General features: G+C 69.4%; 20 protein-coding genes and 1 pseudogene. 6 read left to right on the top strand and 15 right to left on the bottom strand.

Annotated features, from left to right (window positions below; translation table 11 throughout):
* Positions 1-168 precede the first annotated feature (168 nt).
* A complete protein-coding gene (locus MVF96_RS04780) occupies positions 169-864 on the bottom strand; it encodes a TetR family transcriptional regulator (protein ID WP_247451458.1) in 696 nt (231 codons plus the stop codon).
* 158 nt (positions 865-1022) lie between these two features.
* Between MVF96_RS04780 and MVF96_RS04775 the strand changes: the two genes are divergently transcribed.
* The 4 genes from MVF96_RS04775 (at position 1023) to MVF96_RS04760 (ending at position 5060) form a co-directional block, all read left to right on the top strand.
* A complete protein-coding gene (locus MVF96_RS04775) occupies positions 1023-3116 on the top strand; it encodes an acyl-CoA dehydrogenase family protein (RefSeq protein ID WP_247451456.1) in 2094 nt (697 codons plus the stop codon).
* Positions 3117-3345: 229 nt separating this feature from the next.
* The gene (locus tag MVF96_RS04770) at positions 3346-4260 is read left to right on the top strand and encodes a manganese catalase (RefSeq protein WP_078113013.1); all 915 of its coding nucleotides are present in this window, start codon (positions 3346-3348) and stop codon (positions 4258-4260) included.
* A 96-nt stretch (positions 4261-4356) separates the two neighbouring features.
* Positions 4357-4737 carry a hypothetical protein gene (locus MVF96_RS04765; protein ID WP_247451454.1) on the top strand — a complete coding sequence of 127 codons (381 nt, stop codon included), beginning with the start codon at positions 4357-4359 and terminating at the stop codon, positions 4735-4737.
* Positions 4698-5060, top strand: a complete 363-nt coding sequence (locus MVF96_RS04760) for a hypothetical protein (RefSeq protein ID WP_247451452.1) — start codon at positions 4698-4700, stop codon at positions 5058-5060. Before MVF96_RS04765 ends, MVF96_RS04760 begins: the two co-directional genes overlap by 40 nt.
* On the opposite strand, the gene MVF96_RS04755 is transcribed toward MVF96_RS04760, so the two are convergent.
* The 9 genes and pseudogenes from MVF96_RS04755 to MVF96_RS04715 form a co-directional block, all read right to left on the bottom strand.
* Complete coding sequence (locus MVF96_RS04755; RefSeq protein WP_247451450.1) at positions 5042-5608, bottom strand: DUF3093 domain-containing protein; 567 nt, start codon at positions 5606-5608, stop codon at positions 5042-5044. The genes MVF96_RS04760 and MVF96_RS04755 overlap by 19 nt on opposite strands.
* Positions 5605-6039, bottom strand: coding sequence for a hypothetical protein (locus MVF96_RS04750; RefSeq protein WP_247451449.1), 435 nt, complete (start codon positions 6037-6039; stop codon positions 5605-5607). Before MVF96_RS04750 ends, MVF96_RS04755 begins: the two co-directional genes overlap by 4 nt.
* The gene (locus MVF96_RS04745) at positions 6036-6755 is read right to left on the bottom strand and encodes an MFS transporter (protein ID WP_247451447.1); all 720 of its coding nucleotides are present in this window, start codon (positions 6753-6755) and stop codon (positions 6036-6038) included. The genes MVF96_RS04750 and MVF96_RS04745 overlap by 4 nt, the downstream gene beginning before the upstream one ends.
* A 48-nt stretch (positions 6756-6803) precedes the next feature.
* A pseudogene (gene hemB / locus MVF96_RS04740) lies at positions 6804-7780 on the bottom strand (porphobilinogen synthase).
* Between the two features lie 16 nt (positions 7781-7796).
* Entirely contained in the window at positions 7797-9479 is a 1683-nt protein-coding gene (locus MVF96_RS04735; protein ID WP_247451445.1) for a bifunctional uroporphyrinogen-III C-methyltransferase/uroporphyrinogen-III synthase, read from the bottom strand.
* 49 nt (positions 9480-9528) lie between these two features.
* Complete coding sequence (gene hemC, locus MVF96_RS04730) at positions 9529-10473, bottom strand: hydroxymethylbilane synthase (RefSeq protein WP_247451443.1); 945 nt, start codon at positions 10471-10473, stop codon at positions 9529-9531.
* Positions 10470-11888, bottom strand: a complete 1419-nt coding sequence (locus MVF96_RS04725; RefSeq protein WP_247451442.1) for a glutamyl-tRNA reductase — start codon at positions 11886-11888, stop codon at positions 10470-10472. Before MVF96_RS04725 ends, hemC begins: the two co-directional genes overlap by 4 nt.
* Positions 11885-12691, bottom strand: a complete 807-nt coding sequence (locus tag MVF96_RS04720) for a redox-sensing transcriptional repressor Rex (protein ID WP_247451440.1) — start codon at positions 12689-12691, stop codon at positions 11885-11887. The genes MVF96_RS04725 and MVF96_RS04720 overlap by 4 nt, the downstream gene beginning before the upstream one ends.
* A gap of 150 nt (positions 12692-12841) precedes the next feature.
* Positions 12842-13096 carry a glutaredoxin family protein gene (locus tag MVF96_RS04715; RefSeq protein ID WP_247451438.1) on the bottom strand — a complete coding sequence of 85 codons (255 nt, stop codon included), beginning with the start codon at positions 13094-13096 and terminating at the stop codon, positions 12842-12844.
* 182 nt (positions 13097-13278) lie between these two features.
* Here MVF96_RS04715 and MVF96_RS04710 point away from each other — a divergent pair, with 182 nt between their 5' ends.
* A complete protein-coding gene (locus tag MVF96_RS04710; protein ID WP_247451436.1) occupies positions 13279-14406 on the top strand; it encodes an HAD family hydrolase in 1128 nt (375 codons plus the stop codon).
* A gap of 455 nt (positions 14407-14861) precedes the next feature.
* Here the strand turns inward: MVF96_RS04710 and MVF96_RS04705 are convergent, their stop codons facing one another.
* Together MVF96_RS04705 and MVF96_RS04700 are read right to left on the bottom strand one after the other, a co-directional pair.
* Positions 14862-15287, bottom strand: coding sequence for a hypothetical protein (locus MVF96_RS04705; RefSeq protein WP_247451434.1), 426 nt, complete (start codon positions 15285-15287; stop codon positions 14862-14864).
* A complete protein-coding gene (locus tag MVF96_RS04700) occupies positions 15284-15511 on the bottom strand; it encodes a helix-turn-helix domain-containing protein (protein ID WP_247451432.1) in 228 nt (75 codons plus the stop codon). The genes MVF96_RS04705 and MVF96_RS04700 overlap by 4 nt, the downstream gene beginning before the upstream one ends.
* A 57-nt stretch (positions 15512-15568) precedes the next feature.
* On the opposite strand from MVF96_RS04700, the gene MVF96_RS04695 reads away from it, so the two are divergent.
* Positions 15569-16987 (top strand): cytochrome P450, encoded by a 1419-nt coding sequence (locus MVF96_RS04695; protein ID WP_247451430.1) that lies wholly within the window; start codon positions 15569-15571, stop codon positions 16985-16987.
* Here MVF96_RS04695 and MVF96_RS04690 read toward each other — a convergent pair.
* From MVF96_RS04690 to MVF96_RS04680, 3 genes are all read right to left on the bottom strand, one after another.
* Positions 16953-18116 (bottom strand): zinc-binding dehydrogenase, encoded by a 1164-nt coding sequence (locus tag MVF96_RS04690; protein WP_247451428.1) that lies wholly within the window; start codon positions 18114-18116, stop codon positions 16953-16955. The genes MVF96_RS04695 and MVF96_RS04690 overlap by 35 nt on opposite strands.
* A 77-nt stretch (positions 18117-18193) precedes the next feature.
* The gene (locus MVF96_RS04685; RefSeq protein ID WP_171011610.1) at positions 18194-19369 is read right to left on the bottom strand and encodes a lysophospholipid acyltransferase family protein; all 1176 of its coding nucleotides are present in this window, start codon (positions 19367-19369) and stop codon (positions 18194-18196) included.
* A 192-nt stretch (positions 19370-19561) separates the two neighbouring features.
* Positions 19562-20614: an NAD-dependent epimerase/dehydratase family protein gene (locus tag MVF96_RS04680; protein WP_247451426.1), complete on the bottom strand. Its 1053-nt coding sequence runs from the start codon at positions 20612-20614 to the stop codon at positions 19562-19564.
* Positions 20615-20624 lie beyond the last annotated feature (10 nt).

Raw genomic sequence — 20624 nt, 5'->3', positions numbered from 1 at the left:
CAACTCCTCACGGCACAGCGAGTGCCTGTTCGTTCCCGGCACACGGGGTGCCGGCAGATGTTGACAACCAGTTCAGCACGGCACTGAGTGCCATGTCAATCGATGCAGTCCCCGTCCCCGCCGATTGTCCCCGAAACCGGCGCCGATGTCCCGCAGCCCTCCGCCGGGTCAGTCCTCCCCCAGCTCTTCGGCCACCCGACGTGCGACTTCCGAGCGAGACATCCCGGCCGGATAGGCAACCACGGTGACCTGTCCGCGCGACCCGCCGCCCGGGACCGATGCGCCGCCGGCGCCGCCGGCACCGAGTGCCATCGCCACTCGGTGCAGCTCGTCCCGCAGTCGTTCGGGGGTGGCTTCGGCGTCGCCGCGGATCATCTGCCGCAGCAGGAAGTTGTGGGTGCCCGTGACCGCCGCGACGTAGGCAACCACCCGCACCGGCGACTCGCCGGGCAACCGTGCGCGCAGGAACTCCTCGAACGCACCCTGGTAGCGGTACGTCGTCACCAGCTCCCGATCCCGCAGCGCGGGCACCTCCTGCACCACCTGTGCGCGCCGCACCGCGAGTTCGCGATCCCGGACGAAGTGGGCGAAGACCAGCTCGGCCGCCGCACATACCGCCAGCCACGGATCCTCGTCGGAGGCCGCGAGCCGGTCGCCGACCTGCGCGAGCAGCGACTCGTGATCGGCGAAGATCACGTCTTCCTTCGACCCGAACTGCCGGAAGAACGTACGGCGGGACATCCCGGCGGCGGCCGCGAGCTGGTCGACGGTCGTCGACTCGTACCCGTGTTCGCTGAACAACCGGATGGACTCGGCGACGACGCGCGTCCGGAAGGCGGCCGGATCGGTGTCCGCGACTGACATGGGTCAAGTATCACCACATCGAGGCGACGAGGCCCCCGGGCCGTTCCCGAAGGAGGAGTTCGGCGCCGACCGGTGTAGCGGATCGGCACGCATTACTCGTCAGTAGCGGCCGCCACAAAAGCTGGGTCCGACGCGTGGTCACTACGTACGGTGGAGCCATGGCAACCCCCACCGCTCCCACCGAGAAGACCCCGGCTGAGAAGAGCTCGACGGAGAAGACCCCGTCGACGACGAGTCCGACACCCATCGCGACCGAACCGACCGTCGACGACCCGGTCGCCCCGACCGACGTCTCCGCCGACGACGAACTGTCCGCGGACGAGCGTGCCCTGCTCGTCGACAATCTGCGGTTCGTCCTCGACGGTCGCTGGCGCGCGACGAGGGAGACGGTGCGGGAGAACTCGAACCGCGCCGACCTCCTGCCCGACCCGTCCCGGACGCTCGACGAGGCGCGCGCCCACACCCTCGAGGTGATGCGCGAGCTCGCCTCGCAGGGTTTCGCGGCCGCCGGTTTCGCCGAGGACCACGGCGGCAGCGGCGACATCGGCGCGTCGATCACCGCCATCGAGATGCTCGGCTACGCGGACCTGTCCCTCATGGTCAAGGCGGGCGTGCAATGGGGTCTCTTCGGCGGCGCCGTCGAAAACCTCGGTACCGCACGGCATCACGAGAAGTACGTGCCCGGCATCATCGACCTGAGCGTCCTCGGGTGCTTCGCGATGACCGAGACCGGGCACGGTTCGAACGTGCAGGCCATCGAGACCACGGCGACCTACGACCGCGAGGCCCGCGAGTTCGTCATCAACTCCCCGACCCCGTCGTCCCGCAAGGACTACATCGGCGGCGCCGCCGCGCACGCCCGCTACGCCGCGGTGTTCGCTCAGCTCGTCACCGGCGGACCCGACGAGGAGCCCGAAGGCCGTGGCGTGCACTGTTTCGTGGTGCCGATCCGCGGCGAGGACGGCGCCGACCTGCCCGGCGTCACCACCAGCGACTGCGGGTACAAGGGCGGACTCGCCGGCGTCGACAACGGCCGGATCATGTTCGACAACGTGCGCATTCCCGCGGAGAACCTCCTCAACCGCTACGCCGACGTCGCCGAGGACGGCAGTTACAGCTCGCCGATCGAGAACACCAACCGCCGCTTCTTCACCATGCTCGGCACCCTCATCCGCGGCCGCGTCAGCGTGGCGGCGACCGCGGGTGCCGCCGGCCGCAAGGCGCTGGCACTGTCGACCCGCTACGGCCTGATCCGCAAGCAGTTCGAGGCGCCCGAGGGCACCGACGAGATCACCGTGATGGACTACCTCGGCCATCAGCGAAAGCTGTTGCCGCTCATCGCCAAGTCGTACGCGATCGGTTTCGCGCAGAACGAGATCGTCGACGAACTGCACGAGGTCCAGTCGGTCGCACCGGACGACTCCGATGCCGGACGCCAGCGCCAGCTCGAGGGGCAGGCCGCCGGCCTCAAGGCCTACGCGACCTGGCACGCCTCTCACGCCATCAACGTCAGCCGCGAAGCGTGCGGCGGCGCAGGCTATCTGGACGAGAACCAGCTGTCGATCATGCGCGGCGACATCGACGTGTTCACCACCTTCGAGGGCGACAACACGATCATGACGCAGCTGATCGCGAAGGAACTGCTGTCGGCGTACTCCGAAGACGTCCAGGGTCTGTCGGCGGGTGGCTGGGTGCGCTTCATCGCGGGCATGGCCCGCGACGTGGTGGCCGAGAAGACCGCGGTCCGCCAGGTCGTGCAGACCCTGCTGGATGGTTCCGACGAGGACACCGAGAAGTCGGCGCTCACCGATCGCAGCACCCAGATCCGGCTGTTCCGCAACCGGGAGGACCACCTCGTCCGCACGTGCGCGCAACGTCTGCGTCGGGCACTCGACGACGACAACGACGCCTTCGAGGTGTTCAACAATGCGCAGGACCACCTGCTGAAGGTCGGGCACGCGCACATCGAGCGCGTGGTGCTCGAGGCCTTCGTCGAGGCGATCGACAACTGCGATTCTCGTTCGGCTGCCGAGCTTCTGGGCAAGGTGTGCGACCTGTTCGTCTACTCGGCCCTGAAAGACGACCTGTCCTGGTTCCTGATGCACCGGCACATCTCGGTGGAGCGCGCCAAGGCGATCCGCCGCGGGGTGAACGAGTTGTGCCAGGAACTGCGGCCGCACGCCCGGTCGCTTGTCGACGCCTTCGGCGTCCCCGAGGAGCTGCTGCGCGCACCCATGCTGCAGAACGGCTGACCCCCGCTCCCCACCAACGCGGCCACCGTCGAGGAGACGGTGGCCGCGTTTCGTTTCGGCGCCCGTGTTTGGGCGTGCGCACGACGGGCATACTGCCGCCGACGCCGCTGTGGAGACCACGCCGCGACGCACCGACGAGAGCGCGCGGGCTCGCGTCCACCGCCCGCGCCCCGACTTGTCCCACTCGCGCTGCCACAGCGTGCCACCTGCCGAATTCGGAAGGGGAATCATGTTCCGCCACACCGATTACATGCAATTCGACGTCAAGCCCGAGAAGCCCGACCCCATCTACGCACGCAAGCTCCAGGAGCTGCTCGGCGGCGCCTACGGCGAGATGACGGTGACGATGCAGTACCTCATGCAGGGCTGGAACTGCCGCATGAAGGGCAAGTACAAGGACATGATCATGGACATCGCGACCGAGGAGATCGGTCACGTGGAGATGATCGCCACCATGGTCGCCCGTCTGCTCGAGGGCGCGCCGGTCACCAACTCGACCGAGAACGCCCTCGGCGACCCGGTCGTCGCCGCCGTCCTCGGCGGCACCGACCCCACCCAGGCCATCTTCTCCGGCGGCGGTCCCCGTCTCGCCGACAGCAACGGGGTGCCCTGGAACAGCGGATACATCACGCACAGCGGCAACCTGCTCGCCGACTTCCACGCCAACGTGACCGCCGAGGCGCAGGGGCGCGTACAGACGGCCCGCCTGTGGCACATGACCGACGACCCCGGGGTCAAGGCGATGCTGCGGTTCAACCTCGCCCGCGACACCTTCCACCAGAACCTCTGGCTGAAGGGCATCGAGGAGCTCAAGGAGGACGGCCTGGAGGGCACCATCGCACCCGACGACCTGTTCGACGAGGAGTTCAGCGAGCACGCGAGCACCCTCTGGCATCTGTCCGACGGCGAGGACTCCAACAAGGGTGGCTGGGCCAGCGGACCCACCCCCGACGGCGCGCACGAGTTCAAGTTCCTGGCCGATCCGCAGCCGCTGGGCGATCGGCAGTCGGGGCCGCCGCCGGACCCGAAGCTCTACGCGACCTACGACGGCGCGATGGGCACCCCGCAGAAGCCGCAGTTCGGCACCGAGAAGGGTGTCATGGGCAAGATCAAGGACGTCGTCGATCCGGACCCGTCCGGCTAGACCGACAGCATGTGCAGTGCACGCTGCCCGGCGGTGGACCCGGCTTCGCCGGACGCCTCCGGGCACGCGTGCGTCCACCCGACAACCGGAGTTCTCATGAGCGCACTACCCGACCTCATCACGACCCCGTTCCGCTGGCTGGCCGCCCTCAGACACGCCCGGGTCTTCCACCCCGACGGTCTGCTGTGCGGGGGCAAGGCCGCACTGTCCGCAGACCACCCACTCCCCTTCCACAGCGGTCCGGTCTCGGTGCGGGTGTCCAAGGGCATCGGCACACCCGGCGGACTACCGGACATCGTCGGGCTGGCCATCCGGTTCCCGTCGACCGATCCAGGCACCGTCGGCGGCGGCGGGGTGTCGCCGTCGACCAATGCCACCGGCGCGTGGGATCTCCTGCTCGCCGGGCCGGCCCGTTGGACGGCCGCCTACCTGTCCCGTTGCCGACGACGCACTGGGCCACCGCGGTGTCGAGCCTGACGCCGTACCGGTACGACGGTGACCTGTACTGGATACGGGCCCGCATCCTCGAACCGTCGGACTCGTCGGGGTTGTCGATCGAGGACCTGGCCGCCCGTCTGCGCCGCAACCAGCCGATCGTCATCGTCCTGGAGGCCGGTGCCGGACGGTTCGTGCCGGTCGTCCGGATCGAACTCGACCACGTCCTCACCGGACTCGACGTGGACTTCGACCCGATCCTGCACCGGCCCGAGGGCGTCGAATTCGCTCCGTCGTGGCTCGGGGATCTACGACGCCGCGCCTACCGCGACAGCCGGGCCGGGCGTCACTCCGTCGAGTCCTGATCCCCCGGGTCCCGCGATGTCGGAGTTCCCTTGGGCGGCAGCCCGAGCCGGACGGCCTCGTGCGCCTGCGTGAGTTCGCTGCGCAACCGCTCGACGTCGCGGGCCCAGGCCTGGGCGAGTTTCCCGGAGGTCAGCTGCACCCCGATCCCGCGGCGGCGCCGGGGTACACCGTGGAGTTCGCCCAGCGCGGGCGCACTCTCCCAGTCCTCCGGTGTGTGGCTGTGATTGGGCGGGAGGATCGTCTCGATGTCGGCGAGCGGCGTCGTGACGGTGCCCTGCCGGAGGGTGGTCTCGGTCAGTTCGACGCTGACATGCCGGCGGGCCGCGGACACCTGCACGAGCGAGAACCCGAGCAGCAGCACGAAGAAGATCGCCAGCACCGGCCAGTGCACCTGACCGGGTCCCGCAATCTCCATCACGAGGACCGCGCCCACGAGGATCGGGCCGATCAGGATCACCCACCAGCTGCCGCCGGACTCGGCGAACAGCACCTCCCCCGCCGGCTCGACGGGATCGGAGCCGGAACCGGCCGGATCGTCGTCCGTCATGTGCCCTTCTTGCGCGACCGTGGCGTCTTGGGCTCCGGCTCCTTGCCGGTGTACCAGGCCTCGGCCGGCGGCCGGTACGCGAGCAACGACCCGAACAGACCCACGAGACCCGCGAGCAACGGGAACGCGAAGAAGTTCATCCCCAGGCTCAGGAACAGGAGCATGGCCACGACGACCAGGGTCAGCGCCGCCAGCGACGACCGCCAGCGCACATCCCCGGTATAGGCCTTGCTGCCCAGCAGGATGTACCCCACACCCACGACGGCGACCATGGCGCCGAGCACCCCGGAGGTGACGGTCCCGGTGTCGCTGACCGCCGAGACGACGATGACCAGGGCACCGAGCGCGACCAGTAGTACGCCGGAAACCAGCCAGCATCGGTAGGCCCAGACGACGAGTGTCGGACGCAACGCCGGATCGGGACTTGTCACTGGTTCTTCGGTCCTTCGTTCTCGCCGCGATGTTCGCTGTCACCATACGGCCTGTTCTCGCCGTACGGGTTCTGCTGATCCGGGTTCTGGCCGTACGGGTTCTGGCCGTACGGATTCTGGCCGTACGGATTGTGGCCGTACGGATTCTGACCATACGGACTGTGGCCGTACGGGTACGGGGGCGCCGGCGGGTGGATCGGCTGCGGCTTCCGCGCGGCGGCCATCTCCCGGCAGTACCGCTCCGAGTCGCCGCGCATGAGAAGCACGGTCGCACCGAGTGCCGCGACTCCACTGATTACCTGCGGGATCATCGCCCACGCCGGCGACGTGTCGCCGAACAGCGAGAAGAGCAGGCTGACCACGACGTAGACACCCATCGCCGACAGCACGATGCGGGCCCAGTTGTAGCCCTTCCGGGTGAACCAGACGACCAGCGCGGTGATCGCGGTGAGGAACAGCGACGTCACGACGAGTACACCCACCACGAATCCCGAGGAGGTCATGAAGTCGATCTGCTCGGGCGGGATCCCTTCCTGCGACGTGGAATCCACCTGCTCGCGGATCATGTCGACGAAGGTGCCGGTCTGCGCGAACATGGCCACGATCTGGCCGACGATCACCACCACCCACAGCTCGACGGCGATGGAGACGGAGTCGGGGATCTTCGGTCGCGACGGCGCGCCGGGATCGGACGCGGGGTCGTACGGTGCGGACATGGGACCAGCCTAGTGAACGGGCAGCACGACGAGCGCTGTGCGCTCAGGTCAGGACAGGCGCTGCGCCACCTCGGCCGCCCAATAGGTCAGGACGATCGACGCGCCGGCCCGTCGGATGGAGGTCAGCGATTCCAGGATCGCCGCATCGCGGTCGATCCACCCGCGTTCGGCGGCGGCCGAGATCATCGAGTACTCGCCACTGATCTGGTACGCCGCGACCGGAACGTCACTCATGTCGGCGACGTCGCGCACGATGTCGAGGTAACTCATCGCGGGTTTCACCATCACGATGTCGGCGCCCTCCTCGAGGTCGAGGCGGACCTCGCGCAGCGCCTCGACCCGGTTAGCCGCGTCCTGCTGATATGTACGCCGGTCGCCCTGCAGCGACGAACCGACCGCCTCTCGGAACGGGCCGTAGAACGCCGAGGCGTATTTCGCGGCGTAGGCCAGGATTCCGGTGTCGGTGAAGCCCGCGGCGTCGAGGGCGGCCCGGATCGTGGCGACCTGGCCGTCCATCATCCCGCTGGGCCCGAGAAGATGCGCACCCGCTCGCGCCTGGGCCAGGGACATCGACACATAGCGCTCGAGGGTCTCGTCGTTGTCGACGCGGCCCCGGGCGTCGACGACGCCGCAGTGCCCGTGATCGGTGAACTCGTCGAGGCAGGTGTCGGCCATCAGGACCGTGGCGTCCCCGAGGTCGTCGGCGAGAGTGCGCAGGGCCCGGTTGAGGATCCCGTCGTCGGCATCCGCGCCCGACCCGGTGGCGTCCTTGTCCTCGGCACGCGGCACCCCGAACAGCATCAGCCCGCCGACACCGGCTTCGACGGCCTCGGCCGCGGCGGACCGCAGCGAGTCCATCGTGTGCTGCACGACGCCCGGCATCGACGAGATCGGTGCCGGGTCGTCGATGCCGTCGGCGACGAACATCGGCAGCACCAGATGACGCGGCTCCAGCGAGGTCTCGGCGACCAGCCGGCGCACCCCGGGGTGGTCCGCAGTCGCCGGGGCCGGATCACGGGTGGCATGGGGTCTCCTTCGACCTCAGGAACGCGAGCGGCGAGACTTCTTGCGCGGGGGCGGAAGTGCGCCCTCGGCCCGCAGTCGGGCGGCGTGCTCGGCGAGTGCGTCGACGAGTTCGAGTACCGAGGCGTTCTCCGGCTGCACGTCCACCCGGAGGCCGAATTCCGTTGCGGTCTCGGCAGTCTTGGGTCCGATGCACGCGACGATGGTGCGCGCGTGCGGCTTTCCGGCGATGCCGACGAGATTGCGGACGGTCGAGCTGGAGGTGAAACAGACCGCGTCGAAACCGCCGGTCTTGATCATCTCGCGCGTCTCGGCGGGCGGCGGTGCGGCGCGCACGGTGCGGTACGCGGTGACGTCGTCGATCTCCCAGCCACGGTCACGCAGCCCCTCGGACAGGGTCTCGGTGGCAATGTCGGCGCGCGGCAACAGGACTCGGTTCACCGGGTCGAAGACGTCGTCGTAGGGCGGGAAGTCCTCGAGGAGACCGAGCGAGCTCTGCTCACCCGACGGCACGAGTTCGGGGTTGATACCGAAGGACCGCACCTTCTCGGCGGTGGCCTCACCGACGCAGGCGATCTTGACGCCGGAGAACGCCCGGGCGTCGAGCCCGAACTCGGCGAACTTCTCCCACACCGCGCGGACCGCGTTGGTCGAGGTGAACACCACCCACTGGTAGCGCCCGTCGACGAGACCCTTGACGGCGCGTTCCATCTGCGCGGGACTCCGCGGTGGCTCGACCGCGATGGTCGGCACCTCCTTGGGCATAGCCCCGTGGCTGACGAGCCGTTCGCTCATGTCGCCGGCCTGGTCCTTGGTCCGCGGCACCAGGACGGTCCAGCCGTACAGGGCGCGCGATTCCCACCACGACAGCTTGCCGCGCGCACCCACGACCTTGCCGACCGTGACGATCAGCGGACCGGTGAGCGCGTTGCCCTGCTCGTTGAGGGTCGCGAGTGTGGCCTCGATGGTGCGCTGCGCACAGGTGGTGCCGTTGATGGTGATGGCGGCCGGGGTCTGGGGCGCCATGCCGTGCTCGGTGAGCGCGCTGGCGGTCTCGGCCAGGTGACCCGACGTCGCGTGCAGCACCAGCGGGCCCGGGGCGGCGGCCAGCGCCGCCCAGTCGACCTCGCCGCGCACGTCGGCCTCGGTGTGGGTGGAACCGAGCGGCATGCCGGCGTAGCTCGGGACCACGGACGCGGCGGGCAGACCCGGCAGCACCTCGAAGGTGACGGTCGTGCGGGCGACGGCGTTGACCTCGGCGAGGACCGAATCGGTGGTCAGCGGATCGCCGGCGACCACGCGCACCACGTCGTCGCCGTTGCGGGCCGCGGCCACGAGGGTCTTGGCGACCTCGGCCGGGTCGCCGAGCGCCGGTCGGACCACCGACTCCTCGTCGGTCTGTCCGGCATCGGCCGTGCCGGCCTCGTCACCGTCGGCCTGTGGGTCGTCGGTCGGCGTCGACGCGGCGTCGTCAGCGGGTTTCTCGGCCTTCTTGGTGGATCGGCGAGTGTCGGCGGCGGGTTCGTCGCGATGCGCGCTGCCGATCAGCGACACCACCGGCGCCGGCACATCGGGGTCGATGTAGGCGGTGGTCGCGTTGGTGATCACGGTGCGTGCCCGCACGGTGAGCAGGTCTGGGTCTCCTGGACCCGACCCCACGAACAGGATCCGTCCGGGATTTGCCTTCTTCGTACGGCTCATGGGTTCGCACTCTCCTGCCCTCTCGGCGAGGGCTGCAGTTCGTTCTCTGCTAGGGAGAGTTGACGAGGTCGCCCGCTCCCAGCTCCAGCAGTTCGGCGGCGAGGTCCTTGCCCAGCTGAACGGCACGATCGACCGGACCCACCACCGAAGCGCGGATCACGTCCGACCCGTCCTCGGCCGCCACCGCCGCACGCAACGACAGTTCGGCGAAGATGCGCCCGTCCTCGTCGATCGACTCGACCACCTCGGCAATCGCACCGATCGGTGCGGTACATCCGGCTTCGAGAGCCGCGAGTACCGCCCGTTCGGCCTCGATGGCCGCGCGGGTGGACTGGTCGTCCAACTCGGCGAGAATTCTCACCAGTTCGGCATCGTCTGAGCGGCACTCCACAGCGAGTGCACCCTGCGCCGGAGCCGGCAGCATGACCACCGGTTCGAGCGCTTCGGAGACCACATCGGTCCGTCCGATCCGCACGAGTCCGGCGCGGGCGACCACGACTGCGTCGAGTTCGCCGCTGGCGACTTTGCCCAACCGAGAGTCTAGGTTGCCTCGTAGGGGGCGGATTTCCAAACCGAGACCCAGTGCTCTAAGCTGCGCGGCCCGCCGCGGGGCGGAGGTGCCGATGACCGAGCCGGGCGGGAGCTCGCCGAGCACGAGTCCGTCTCGTGCGACCAGCGCGTCCCGGGGATCGACGCGCGGCGGGATGGCCGCGATCGTGAGGTCGTCCTCGGGGGCGGTCGGGAGGTCTTTGTACGAGTGCACCGCGACGTCGACCTCGTTGTTCCGCAGGGCGACGCGGATCGCCGTCGTGAACACACCGACACCGATCTCGGCGACGGGCGCGGCCGAGGCGTCACCGGCGGTCTTGATGATGACCAGTTCGGCGGGATGCCCGGCCGCGGTCAGGGCGTCGGCGATGGTCTGCGACTGGGTCCGGGCCAGCAACGAGCCCCGCGTACCGATCCGGATCGGCGCGGAAGGGGTTTCGCTCATCGGTCACCCAGATCGCCGGCCGCGTCCCCCGAAGGCAGGCCACCGAGATGATCGGGAGCCGAAACCGCCTCGGCTGCACCGGGTTTGAGTTCGAACAGCTCGCGCAGCGCCTCGGCGTAGTGGTCCCCGTTGGGGGTGGAGGCGAGCTGCTTGACCCGCACGGTCGGTGCGTGCAGCAGCTTGTCGACGACGCGGCGGACGGTCTTGGCGACCTCGTCGCGCTGCGCGCCCTCGAGGTCGGGCAGGCGGGTCTCGAGGCGCAGGATCTCGGCCTCGACGACGTCAGCCGCGCGCTGGCGCAGGGCCGCGACGGTCGGGGTGACCTCGGCCTGGCGCTGGTGGGTGAGGTAGTCGGCCAGCTCGGCGGCGACGATCGACCGGGCCGCGAGGGTGTCGTTCTCGGCGGCCTGGGTCTCGGAGTCACCGCGCAGTCCCTCGATGTCGACGATGTGCACGCCGGGCAGGCGGGCCGCGGCGGGGTCGACGTTGCGCGGGAGCCCGAGGTCGCAGATGACGAGCGGGGCGGCGGCATTGCCGCCCTGATTCCGCCCGCTCACTCCGTTCCCGGCGCGGGTACGGGCGGCGAGCGCCGAGTGCACCGCCCCGACGCCGACGACCGCGCCGATCGCGCCCGTACACGTGACGACGACGTCCGCCGTGGCCATCGCCTCCGGCAGGTCGTCGAGCCCGACGCCGCGGACGCTGATGCCGTGGTTGGCGGCGATGTTGCCCGCGAGGTGGTCGGCCTTGTCGACGGTCCGGTTCACGACGACCATCTCGGTCACGCCCTCGCGGGCCAGCTGCGCGGTGGCCAGACCGCCCATGGCGCCGGCACCGACGACGACCGCGCGGCGCAGGCGATGCGCGCCCGTCGCGGGATCGGTGAGCAGCGACTTGGCACGGTGCAGCGCGACGGAGACCACCGAGGCGCCCGCACGGTCGATCCCGGTCTCGGTGTGCACGCGCTTGCCGACCCGCAGCGCCTGCTGGGCGAGCTCGTGCAGGACACGTCCGGCGGAGTCGTTGGCGTCGGCGCTGAGGTAGGCATTGCGGATCTGGCCGAGGATCTGCTGCTCGCCGACGACGAGCGAGTCGAGGCCCGCCGCGACGGTGAAGAGATGCTCGACGGCGGCTTCGGAGTACCGGACGTAGGCGTGGCGGGTCATCTCGTTGACGGTCATACCGGAGTGGTCGCCGAGGACCGAGCCGACCGCCTCGAGCGCCGGGTGGAAGGCGTCGACGACGGCGTAGATCTCCACGCGGTTGCAGGTGGAGACGAGCATGGCCTCGGAGATCGCCCGCGAGGAGAGCAGTTCGTCGATCAGTTTCGGGCGGTCGTGGTCGGAGACCGCCAACCGCTCGAGCACCTCGACCGGAGCACTGCGGTGCGATACCCCGAACAACAGAACACTCACGCTGTCACCGTTTCTTCACCCATCACGTTTCCCTGATGCCCGCGCGCCGGCTTCGTTCCGCGCGGTTCCTTGACGTCATCGCGCGACCCGCGAGAGGCCTGGAAAGCCAACACCTGTAGTTCCAAGGCTAGATCAACTTGTCTGACGACAACATCCGACTCCGCCGGAAGCGACACGGGCGTGACGTTGAGCACCTGCCGGACACCGGCGGCGACGAAGTCGTCGAAGACGCGCCGGGCGTCGTCGTCGGCGGTGGCGATCACCGCGATCTCGACGGCCGGGACCACCCGCGCGCAGACGGTCGCGATGTCGGTCAGCGGGGCGACCTGCGGGCCGCCCGGTTCGAGAACCGCGCCGGTCAGGGCCGGATCGGCGTCGAACATCGCGGCGACGCGGAACCCGCGTCCGAAACCCGCGTGCGACAGGAGCGCACGTCCGAGCGCCCCGGCGCCCGCAAGCGCGACGGTGTGGATGCTGTCGGTGTGCAGGGTCATCGAGATCCGGGCGGTGAGCCTGCCCACGTCGTATCCGACGCCGCGCACGCCGTTGGCGCCGACGTAGGAGAGGTCCTTGCGGAGGATGGCCGGGTTGACCCCGGCTGCCGTCGCGAGTTCGCCGCTGGACGCCAGCAGGATGCCCCGGCGGCTGAACGAGCGCAGTACGTGCAGGTAGGTGGCCAGCCGGGCGACCGTGGGACCGGGTATGTCGGCGGGCGGTGTGTCGGCGCTCGCCGCGTCGGCGACGGGTCGGACGGGCGACGCAGGAGGGTCGGCGTCGGCCGACTTCGCACTCTCCGCGCCCACTCGCACTCCCACACGTCCGCCGGCGTCACCAGACACCGGGCCCCGACTTCTCCCGACCAAGCGAGGATATAACTTCCCTGTGAATCTGTTCACACGGCCCCTCGGGATCGGCCGCGCTGTGTTAGGCGTCGCGTCGAGCGTGTGCGCGAATCACCGCCGGGCCGCGAGATCGGCCCGCAGTCGCGGTTCGTCGACCTCCCAGTAGCTGTGCTCGTCGCCGTCCAGGAGGACCACCGGAAGCCGGTCGCCGAACTCGGCACGCACATCCGGCCGGCCCTGGTCGGCCGCCTCGTCGACATCGACCTCGGTGAACTCGACGCCCAGGTCGGCGCAGATCCGGGTCAGGTCGGAGCGGGCCGCCGCGCACGCCGCGCACCCCGCCCGGGTCAACAGTTCCACCGTCATGGCGACCATCCTCCCAGCGCGGCGCGCGCGGGATCCGCCGGGTGACACTCCCCGTGCGCCGGGTGTGCGGTCAGTCACCGTGAGGCGGTGATCGGACGCCGGAGACCGGTCGCCCGGTTCCGAGGCGCACCACTAGGCTGTACCCGGCAAGCAGTGCTGGCGCTACGCGTGGGAGGTGGGCAGTGGGCGAGACCCCGGGCCCGGAAGACCGGCAGGACGACGAGACGCCCGACGACGCCGCACTTCTCCCGCCGAATCCGATGCAGGGCGACGGCCTGACGGGCGACGACTGGGAGGCCCACGCGGCGAGCGTGGAGTTCACCGACGACTTCGACGAGGACGCCGAACTGCACGAGCTCGTCGACGACGAGACCAACCGGGTCACCACCTGGATCTCCCAGCGCGCGACCGCCGCAACCGGCCGCTTCCGCCAGACCGCCCACGAGCTGCGCCAGACCCTCGCCGGTGAGGCGAGCGCCAAGGCCGCCGTCGACTCGCTGCGATCGCGCCCGACGGCCGAGATTCCCGGTGAACCCCGGCGCGACCTCACCGCCGCCGCCTTCTTCGACGTCGACAACACCCTGGTCCAGGGCGCGTCGATCGTGCACTTCGCTCGCGGTCTGGCCGCGCGAAAGTACTTCACCTACGGCGACATCATGGATTTCGCGTGGACGCAGGCGAAGTTCCGGATCACCGGCAAGGAGAATGCGCGCGACGTCGCGGAGGGCCGGGAGAAGGCGCTGTCGTTCATCGCGGGCAAGCCGACCTCCGAACTCGTCGAGCTCGGCGAGGAGATCTTCGACGACTACATCGCCGACAAGATCTGGCCGGGCACGCGGGCGTTGGCCCAACGTCACCTCGACGCCGGGCAGCAGGTCTGGCTGGTGACCGCGACGCCCGTCGAACTCGCGCAGACCATCGCCGACCGTCTCGGCCTCACCGGCGCACTGGGCACCGTCGCCGAGAGCGTCGACGGGGTCTTCACCGGACGACTCGTCGGCGACATCCTGCACGGTCCCGGTAAGGCCCATGCCGTGCGCGCGCTCGCGATCCGGGAGGGGCTCAACCTGAAACGTTGTACGGCGTACTCGGATTCGCACAACGACGTGCCGATGCTGTCGCTCGTCGGCCGCGCGGTGGCGATCAACCCCGACACCGACCTTCGCGATGTCGCCAAGGTGCGCGGCTGGGAGATGTACGACTTCCGCACGGCGCGCAAGGCCGCCAAGTACGGCGCCGGCACCGCCATCGTGCTCGGCGCCGCGGGCGGCGGCGCCGCAGCCGCGGCCCGGTTCCTCCGGCAGCGCTGACCGTCGTCTTCGACGCCGACAAAACCGGACGGTCGGTTCGCTGGGCGGGATGATAGTCAGAAGTATTGGCGTGCAGCCTGATTCGCGGGCTTCGGATCGAGTGGGCTCGGTTCGTCTGGTCGCCAAGTGGTTTCGACACGGCGACTCGCCCAGCGGCTCGTTGCCGGCTCAACCAGCGGGCAGGGCCGGCTCAATGAGCGGGAGAAAAGGCCGGCTCAACCAACGGAGGGAAGCGCCGGCTCAACCAACGGAGGGAAAGGCCGGCTCAACCAACGGGGGAAAAAGCCGGCTCAACCAGCGGATGAAAAGGTCGGCTCAACCAGCGAAGGAAAAGGCCGGCTCAGCAGCGGGCAGGGGCCGCACAGTCGACGGGATCGGGTGCACAACCAACGGGATGTGGCGCACGGTCGACGAAGCACTGCGACAACCGGATTCACCCACCGGGTGACTGCGTACTACTCGCGCCGCAACTCGTCGACCGGGACGCCGGGCACCCGGGCCGCGACGTCGAGCAGCGAATGCGCGCAGAGGTCGGCGATCTGATCGCGGTCGAGTTCGCGATTGCTCACCCAGTGCCGGATGAGTTCCTGGGTGTAGGCAAGCCAGGCACCGACGACGGCCCGGAACAGATCGTCGGTCTCGGCGGGCAGCGGCGTGGCGAACTCCTGCCGGAACTGCTCGACGACGAGATCTCGTAACCGGGCCCGGTCGGCCTGGTCCCGATCGGCGATCCGCGGATCGGTGGCGCCGACACCCAGGACGATGGAATCCGCCGCATGCGGATGCTTCGCGTACTGGTCCAGGTAACCCAGGACCGCGGTCCGGATTCTCTGGAAAGGCGTTGCAGCGGGGTCGATCTCGACGACGGTCCGCTCGATCATCCGGTCCGACAGGGCGTCGACGAGGCGACGAACAGCGAGCGCTTGTCGGGGAAGTAGCGGTACATGAGCGCCCGTGACACCCCGGCCTCGGCAGCGACATCGTCTATCCGAACCTCGTCGTAGGGGGCCTCGCCGAAGAGCCGCTCGCCCGCACCGATCAGCTCCGCACGACGCGCCTGGGGGCTGAGGCGTCGGCGGACCCCTCCCTCAGCGTTGGTTGACACGTGTTGAATAGTAGCCCATCATCGTTAGTACACAGACGTCTACTAACGGGGGTTCCGATGTCGCTGCCACACCCACCGCGCCGACTGCCGGTGATCGGCGATCTGATCGGGATGGACATCCGGACACCGATGGAGTCACTGGTCGAGGTCGCGTCGCGAACCGGCCCGCTGTTCGAGACGACGACCATGGGCGCCGCCTACACGATCGCCGCCGGGGCCGACGTTGTCGCGGAGCTCAACGACGAGAGCCGTTTCGCCAAGCATCTCGGACCCGAGCTGATCGGTCTCCAGCCGGCCGTCGGAAACGGGCTCTTCACCGCGGACAACGACGACCCGCAGTGGGCCGCTGCCCACCAGCTGCTGGTGCCGGCCTTCAGCCAGAAGGCGATGCGTCGGCACCATCGGGTGATGACGGAGGTCGTCGGTGAACTCCTCGCCCACTGGGACCGGCAGACGGGCACGCCGGTGGACGTCACCGCCGACATGACCCGCACCGCGCTCGAGACCATCGGGCGAGCCACCGCCGGTCACGGATTCGGCGGTTTCGGCGGACGTGGGCGCACCGACCCGTTCATCCGGCACATGGTCGGCGCACTGCGCGGCAGCTACTACGAGTCGTTCATCCGCCGGTCCTGGCTGCCCGCATGGACGGCGGATCTGGGCGAGCGGTGGGTCCGCCACCACGGCGACGCGATGGCGCGGATCGTCGACGACATCGTGGCCACCCGACGGAGGTCGACACGAGCCCAGTGGCCCGACGACCTGTTGTCGCTGATGCTGACCCCGGGCGACGACGGCAGCCCGATCCTCGACGAGGACAACATCCGGTACCAGATGATCACGTTCCTTATCGCCGGGCACGAGACCACCTCCGGGGCAATGTCGTTCGCCCTGCACCACCTGTCCACCCGGCCCGACCTCGTCGACGCAGCGCGCGCGGAGATCGACGAGGTGTGGGGTGATGACCCGACGCCGGACTTCGAGCAGGTCGGCAAGCTGCGATTCGTCCGGCGCATCGTCGACGAGACGCTGCGGTTGCATCCGACGGTGCCCGGATACTTCCGCGTCGCGCGCGAGGACACCACCGTCGCCGACGGCCACCCGGTGCGGGCGGGCGAGTGGTTCCTCGTCCTCGTGGGCGGTCTCCACCGCGACCCGCGGTGGGGCGACGACCCCGACACACTCGACCCCGATCGATTTCTCCCCGAACGGGTCCGGGCGCGGCCGGCACAGCTGTACAAGCCGTTCGGCACCGGTCTGCGGTCATGCATCGGACGTCAGTTCGCGATCCACGAGGCGGTGCTCGTCCTGGCGTCCATCCTCCGTCGCTACGATCTGGCACCGACCCCCGGCTACCGCCTACGGACCACCGAACGCCTCACGTCGATGCCCCGGGGTCTCCGGCTGACCCCGGTGCGCCGCGCCGGGTCGTCGTCATCCCCTACAGCGAGTTCACTTCACTCATCGGGTCGATGAGGACCTTGGCGTGGTGTTCGGCGCCCCCGAGGGCATCGAACGCCGCGCCCACGCCGTCGAGCCCGACCGTCGCGGTGATCAGCGGTGCGACGTCGACCTTCCCGTCGGCCATCATGTGCAGCGTGTCGTGGAACTCGGCGGGGTCGTAGGCGAACACGAACCGCAATTCGTGTTCCTTGTTGAGCGCCATGGCGGGGCGGAAGGTGTCGGGTTCCATGCACACCCCGACCACGACGATCCGCGACCGGAACGGCGCCTCGGTCACGATGTGCTCGATCATCCCGGGCGTCCCCACGCATTCGAAGACGACGGGCCCCTTGGGTGTCGCACCCAGCCGGTCGGCCATGCGGAACACCGGTGACCACGGGGCCAGCGGGATTCGACGCAGGGTTCGCATCGCGTCGAACGCCGCGCCGAGCAGATCCTGCGCGCGGGTGATGTACTTGCCGACCTCGGCACACCGCTCGAACGGCGACGACACCGACGGGTTGACGACGATGTCGGCCCCGACACGATGCGCCAGCACCCGGCGGCCGGGCGACGGGTCGCTCGCGATGACCGTACGGACGCCGTCGGCTTTGAGCATCGTGATCACCGCGAGTCCGATCGGGCCGCATCCGACGACGACCGCGACGTCCCGCCGCCCCACCTCCCCGCGCCGGACCGCGTGATGGGCGACGGCCATCGGCTCGGTCAGCGCGGCGTGCTCGGCCGGCAGGTTCTCCGGGATCTCGAAGGTCATGTCCTCTGACACCAGCACGAACTGCGCGTACCCGCCGGGCGCGGACTCCGACAGTCCGGTCAGGTGGGCGTCCGCGCCGTGCCGGATCATCGGGACCGACACCACCGGGGTGCCGGGAGCCCAGCGTTTACGGCAACCGGGCCCGTACGAGACCACCTCACCCGCGAACTCGTGTCCCATGACCACCGACTGCTCGGACCGCATGAACGCGTCGTAGCCGACCTCGGCGGACACCTGGGCCGTGGCGTCGGAGTGCACCCGGGCGTGCAGGTCCGAGCCACAGATGCCCGCGCGCAGTACGCGGAGCAGGACCTGACCCTTCCCGGGCTCGGGGGTGGGGATCTCCTCGACCGTCAGTTCGCCCTGCCGGCACACGACTGCACGCATGCATCATGGGTATCAGCTACCGGCCCCGTGCGGGCGCCGAACCGGGGACCGACCGGGCGGGAGAACGGCGGCCGAGCTCAGCCGAAGTAGACGCTTCCGCGCCGGCTCAGCATCCGGAAGAGGGTCTGCTGGATCTCTTCGCGCACGTGGTCGGTGAGATCGAAGACCACCATCGGGTCGTCGGCGGACGCCTCGTCGTAGGAGCCGGTCTCGATGGGCCGGCCGAAGTGGATGTGCCACTTCGACGGCAACGGCACCATGCCCAGCGGCCCGAGCCACGGGAACAGCGGGGTCACCGGGAAGTACGGCAGGCCGAGGATCTTGGCGAGCGGCTTGAGGTCGGCGAGCATCGGGTAGATCTCCTCGGAGCCGACGATCGACACCGGGATGATCGGCGCGGCGTTGCGCAGCGCGGTCGTCACGAACCCGCCGCGGCCGAACCGCTGGAGCTTGTAGCGGTCCTTGTACAGCTTGCCGATGCCCTTGTACCCCTCGGGCCAGACCGCGGTCAGCTCACCCGCGCGCAGCAGACGGTCGGCGTCGGAGTTGCACGCCAGCGTCGCACCGATCCGCCGCGCGACCTCACTGACGCCCGGCGTGTCAAAGGCCATGTCGGCGGCCAGGACCCGCAGGTACCGGCCCTCCGGGTGGTTGTCGCGCACGGCCAGCGAGGTGATCACGGCGTCGACCGGGATCGTGCCCGCGTGGTTGGCGACCAGGAGCGCCCCACCCTCGCGCGGCAGGTTCTCCACACCGGTGACCTCGACGCGGAACCACTTCTCGTAGACCTGCCGGATCGCCGGGAACCACACCGATTCGGTGAAGTGGGGATCGAATCCGAACTCGTCGACCTCGTACTCCCCCGCCATCCGTTCCCGGATGAACCCGGCGGTCGAGGTGAGGGTGTCGGCGACCGCGCCGCGCAGACCGCCCAGGCTGAACAGCGGACTCGATTTCGACGGACCGCGATGTTCGACGCCCAGCGCCTCGTCGGGAAGGGTGATCTCGTCGCTGATCGGGGTCACCTGCGCGGGCGCGCGGCCGAACCCATCGGTGTTGGGGTGTCCGAGCGTCGACGATCCCCGTTGCGCCGCTGCGCTTTTCGATCGTTCACGACCGACCTGCTGACTCGGATGGCGTCGGCGACCCGACTCCCGGACACCCCGGGCATCGGGACCCGTCGGCGAAGTGTAGAGCTGAATGACTTTCGCGGTACGTGCATCTGTCGCTCCGCCACCTGCCAAAGTGCTCACCCCTAGCTGAGTCCTGGGTTCGAAATCCGGGCCGGGTCTGGGCTCGGGTTGCTGCCGGCACTCGGACCGCCGAGGCGAACGAGTCGCGGCGTAGGAGCGCTGGGCGCGATGTGGGTCTGGCGTCCAAGTCTAGAGGTTGCACCCACGTTGCGCATGCTCACGGCGACTTCGCCGCCATCATGACCCTGAATTTCACTGCAACTGGTGGGCGGCCGACACGACCCGTCGCTCGAACGATCTCCACGAATCGGACCCGATCACCGGCGTCACCCCGCTGCGTTCGATGAAGTCGTCCAACGTCTCCAGCGTCGTGTACCGCGGGACGAAGCCGAGTTCGGTCCGCATGCGGGTCGTGTCGAGCACCCGGCCGTAGGTGAGGAACTCCGTCTGCGACGACCGCAGCTTCGCCGACCGCAGGTCCTGGAACACCCCCGCGATCGGCGCCAGCAGACTGCTCGGAACAGGCAGTTCGATGTGCCCGACGCGTCGGATCGCCTGCGTGAGCGTCACCACGCCCTCGCCCGAGATGTTGTAGGTGCCGACCTTCCCGGCGAGGGTGACGTGCTCCATCGCCGCGAGCGCATCCTCCTCGTGCAGGAACTGCAGTCGCGGCTGGAATCCGATCACCGTCGGCACGACCGGCAGGGAGAGGTACGAACTCATCCGGGTGGTGATGCGCGGACCCAACATGGCCTGCGGGCGGACGATGGTGATGTCGATGTCCTGACGACGACGGCCGAGACCGCGGACGTAACCCTCGACGTCGAGTAAATCTCGACCGTATCCCCGCTTCGGCTCCCGGGTAGCGCGCGTCTCCTCGGCGAAGTGCGACGGGTCCCTACTGCCCGCGCCGTACACCATGGCGGTGGAACGCAGCACGAGGCGCTTCACCGATGGTGTGCGCTGGCAGGCCGCGCACACCTGCATCGCCCCGACGAGGTTGAACTCCTTGATCGCAGCGGAGTGCGGGGCGGTGTCGGCGATCGACGTCGCGGCGTGGACGACCGTGTCCACGTCATAGGCGGCGAGCGCCTTCGCGATGGCGGGACGCCGGATGTCCACCCGGAGGAACTCCGCTCGCCCCATCCGGCGGAGAAGATCCTTGCGCGGCACCCGCGAGTCCACGGCGAGCACCTTCTCGATGTCCGGATTGGCCGCGAGACGGGCCACCAGGTAGCCGCCGAGGAAGGTCGACGCCCCGGTGACCAGGACCACCCTGGGGGGTGCGGAGGTGGATTCGGCCATGCCCCGAGGC

The organism is Gordonia hongkongensis, assembly GCF_023078355.1.
GTDB lineage: Bacteria > Actinomycetota > Actinomycetes > Mycobacteriales > Mycobacteriaceae > Gordonia > Gordonia hongkongensis.
The sequence above is the reverse complement of the archived record's forward strand: the minus strand, read 5'-3'. Positions and strand labels throughout refer to the sequence as shown.

Excerpts from the sequence above, each read along its gene's own strand:
- MVF96_RS04745 (WP_247451447.1), bottom strand. The coding sequence starts at position 6,755 with ATGTCCGCACCGTACGACCCCGCGTCCGATCCCGGCGCGCCGTCGCGA.
- MVF96_RS04755 (WP_247451450.1), bottom strand. The coding sequence starts at position 5,608 with ATGACGGACGACGATCCGGCCGGTTCCGGCTCCGATCCCGTCGAGCCG.
- MVF96_RS04780 (WP_247451458.1), bottom strand. The coding sequence starts at position 864 with ATGTCAGTCGCGGACACCGATCCGGCCGCCTTCCGGACGCGCGTCGTC.
- hemC (WP_247451443.1), bottom strand. The coding sequence starts at position 10,473 with ATGAGCGAAACCCCTTCCGCGCCGATCCGGATCGGTACGCGGGGCTCG.
- MVF96_RS04690 (WP_247451428.1), bottom strand. The coding sequence starts at position 18,116 with ATGCGTGCAGTCGTGTGCCGGCAGGGCGAACTGACGGTCGAGGAGATC.
- MVF96_RS04735 (WP_247451445.1), bottom strand. The coding sequence starts at position 9,479 with ATGAGCCGTACGAAGAAGGCAAATCCCGGACGGATCCTGTTCGTGGGG.
- MVF96_RS04765 (WP_247451454.1), top strand. The coding sequence starts at position 4,357 with ATGAGCGCACTACCCGACCTCATCACGACCCCGTTCCGCTGGCTGGCC.
- MVF96_RS04715 (WP_247451438.1), bottom strand. The coding sequence starts at position 13,096 with ATGACGGTGGAACTGTTGACCCGGGCGGGGTGCGCGGCGTGCGCGGCG.
- MVF96_RS04705 (WP_247451434.1), bottom strand. The coding sequence starts at position 15,287 with ATGATCGAGCGGACCGTCGTCGAGATCGACCCCGCTGCAACGCCTTTC.
- MVF96_RS04695 (WP_247451430.1), top strand. The coding sequence starts at position 15,569 with ATGTCGCTGCCACACCCACCGCGCCGACTGCCGGTGATCGGCGATCTG.
- MVF96_RS04680 (WP_247451426.1), bottom strand. The coding sequence starts at position 20,614 with ATGGCCGAATCCACCTCCGCACCCCCCAGGGTGGTCCTGGTCACCGGG.
- MVF96_RS04770 (WP_078113013.1), top strand. The coding sequence starts at position 3,346 with ATGTTCCGCCACACCGATTACATGCAATTCGACGTCAAGCCCGAGAAG.
- MVF96_RS04775 (WP_247451456.1), top strand. The coding sequence starts at position 1,023 with ATGGCAACCCCCACCGCTCCCACCGAGAAGACCCCGGCTGAGAAGAGC.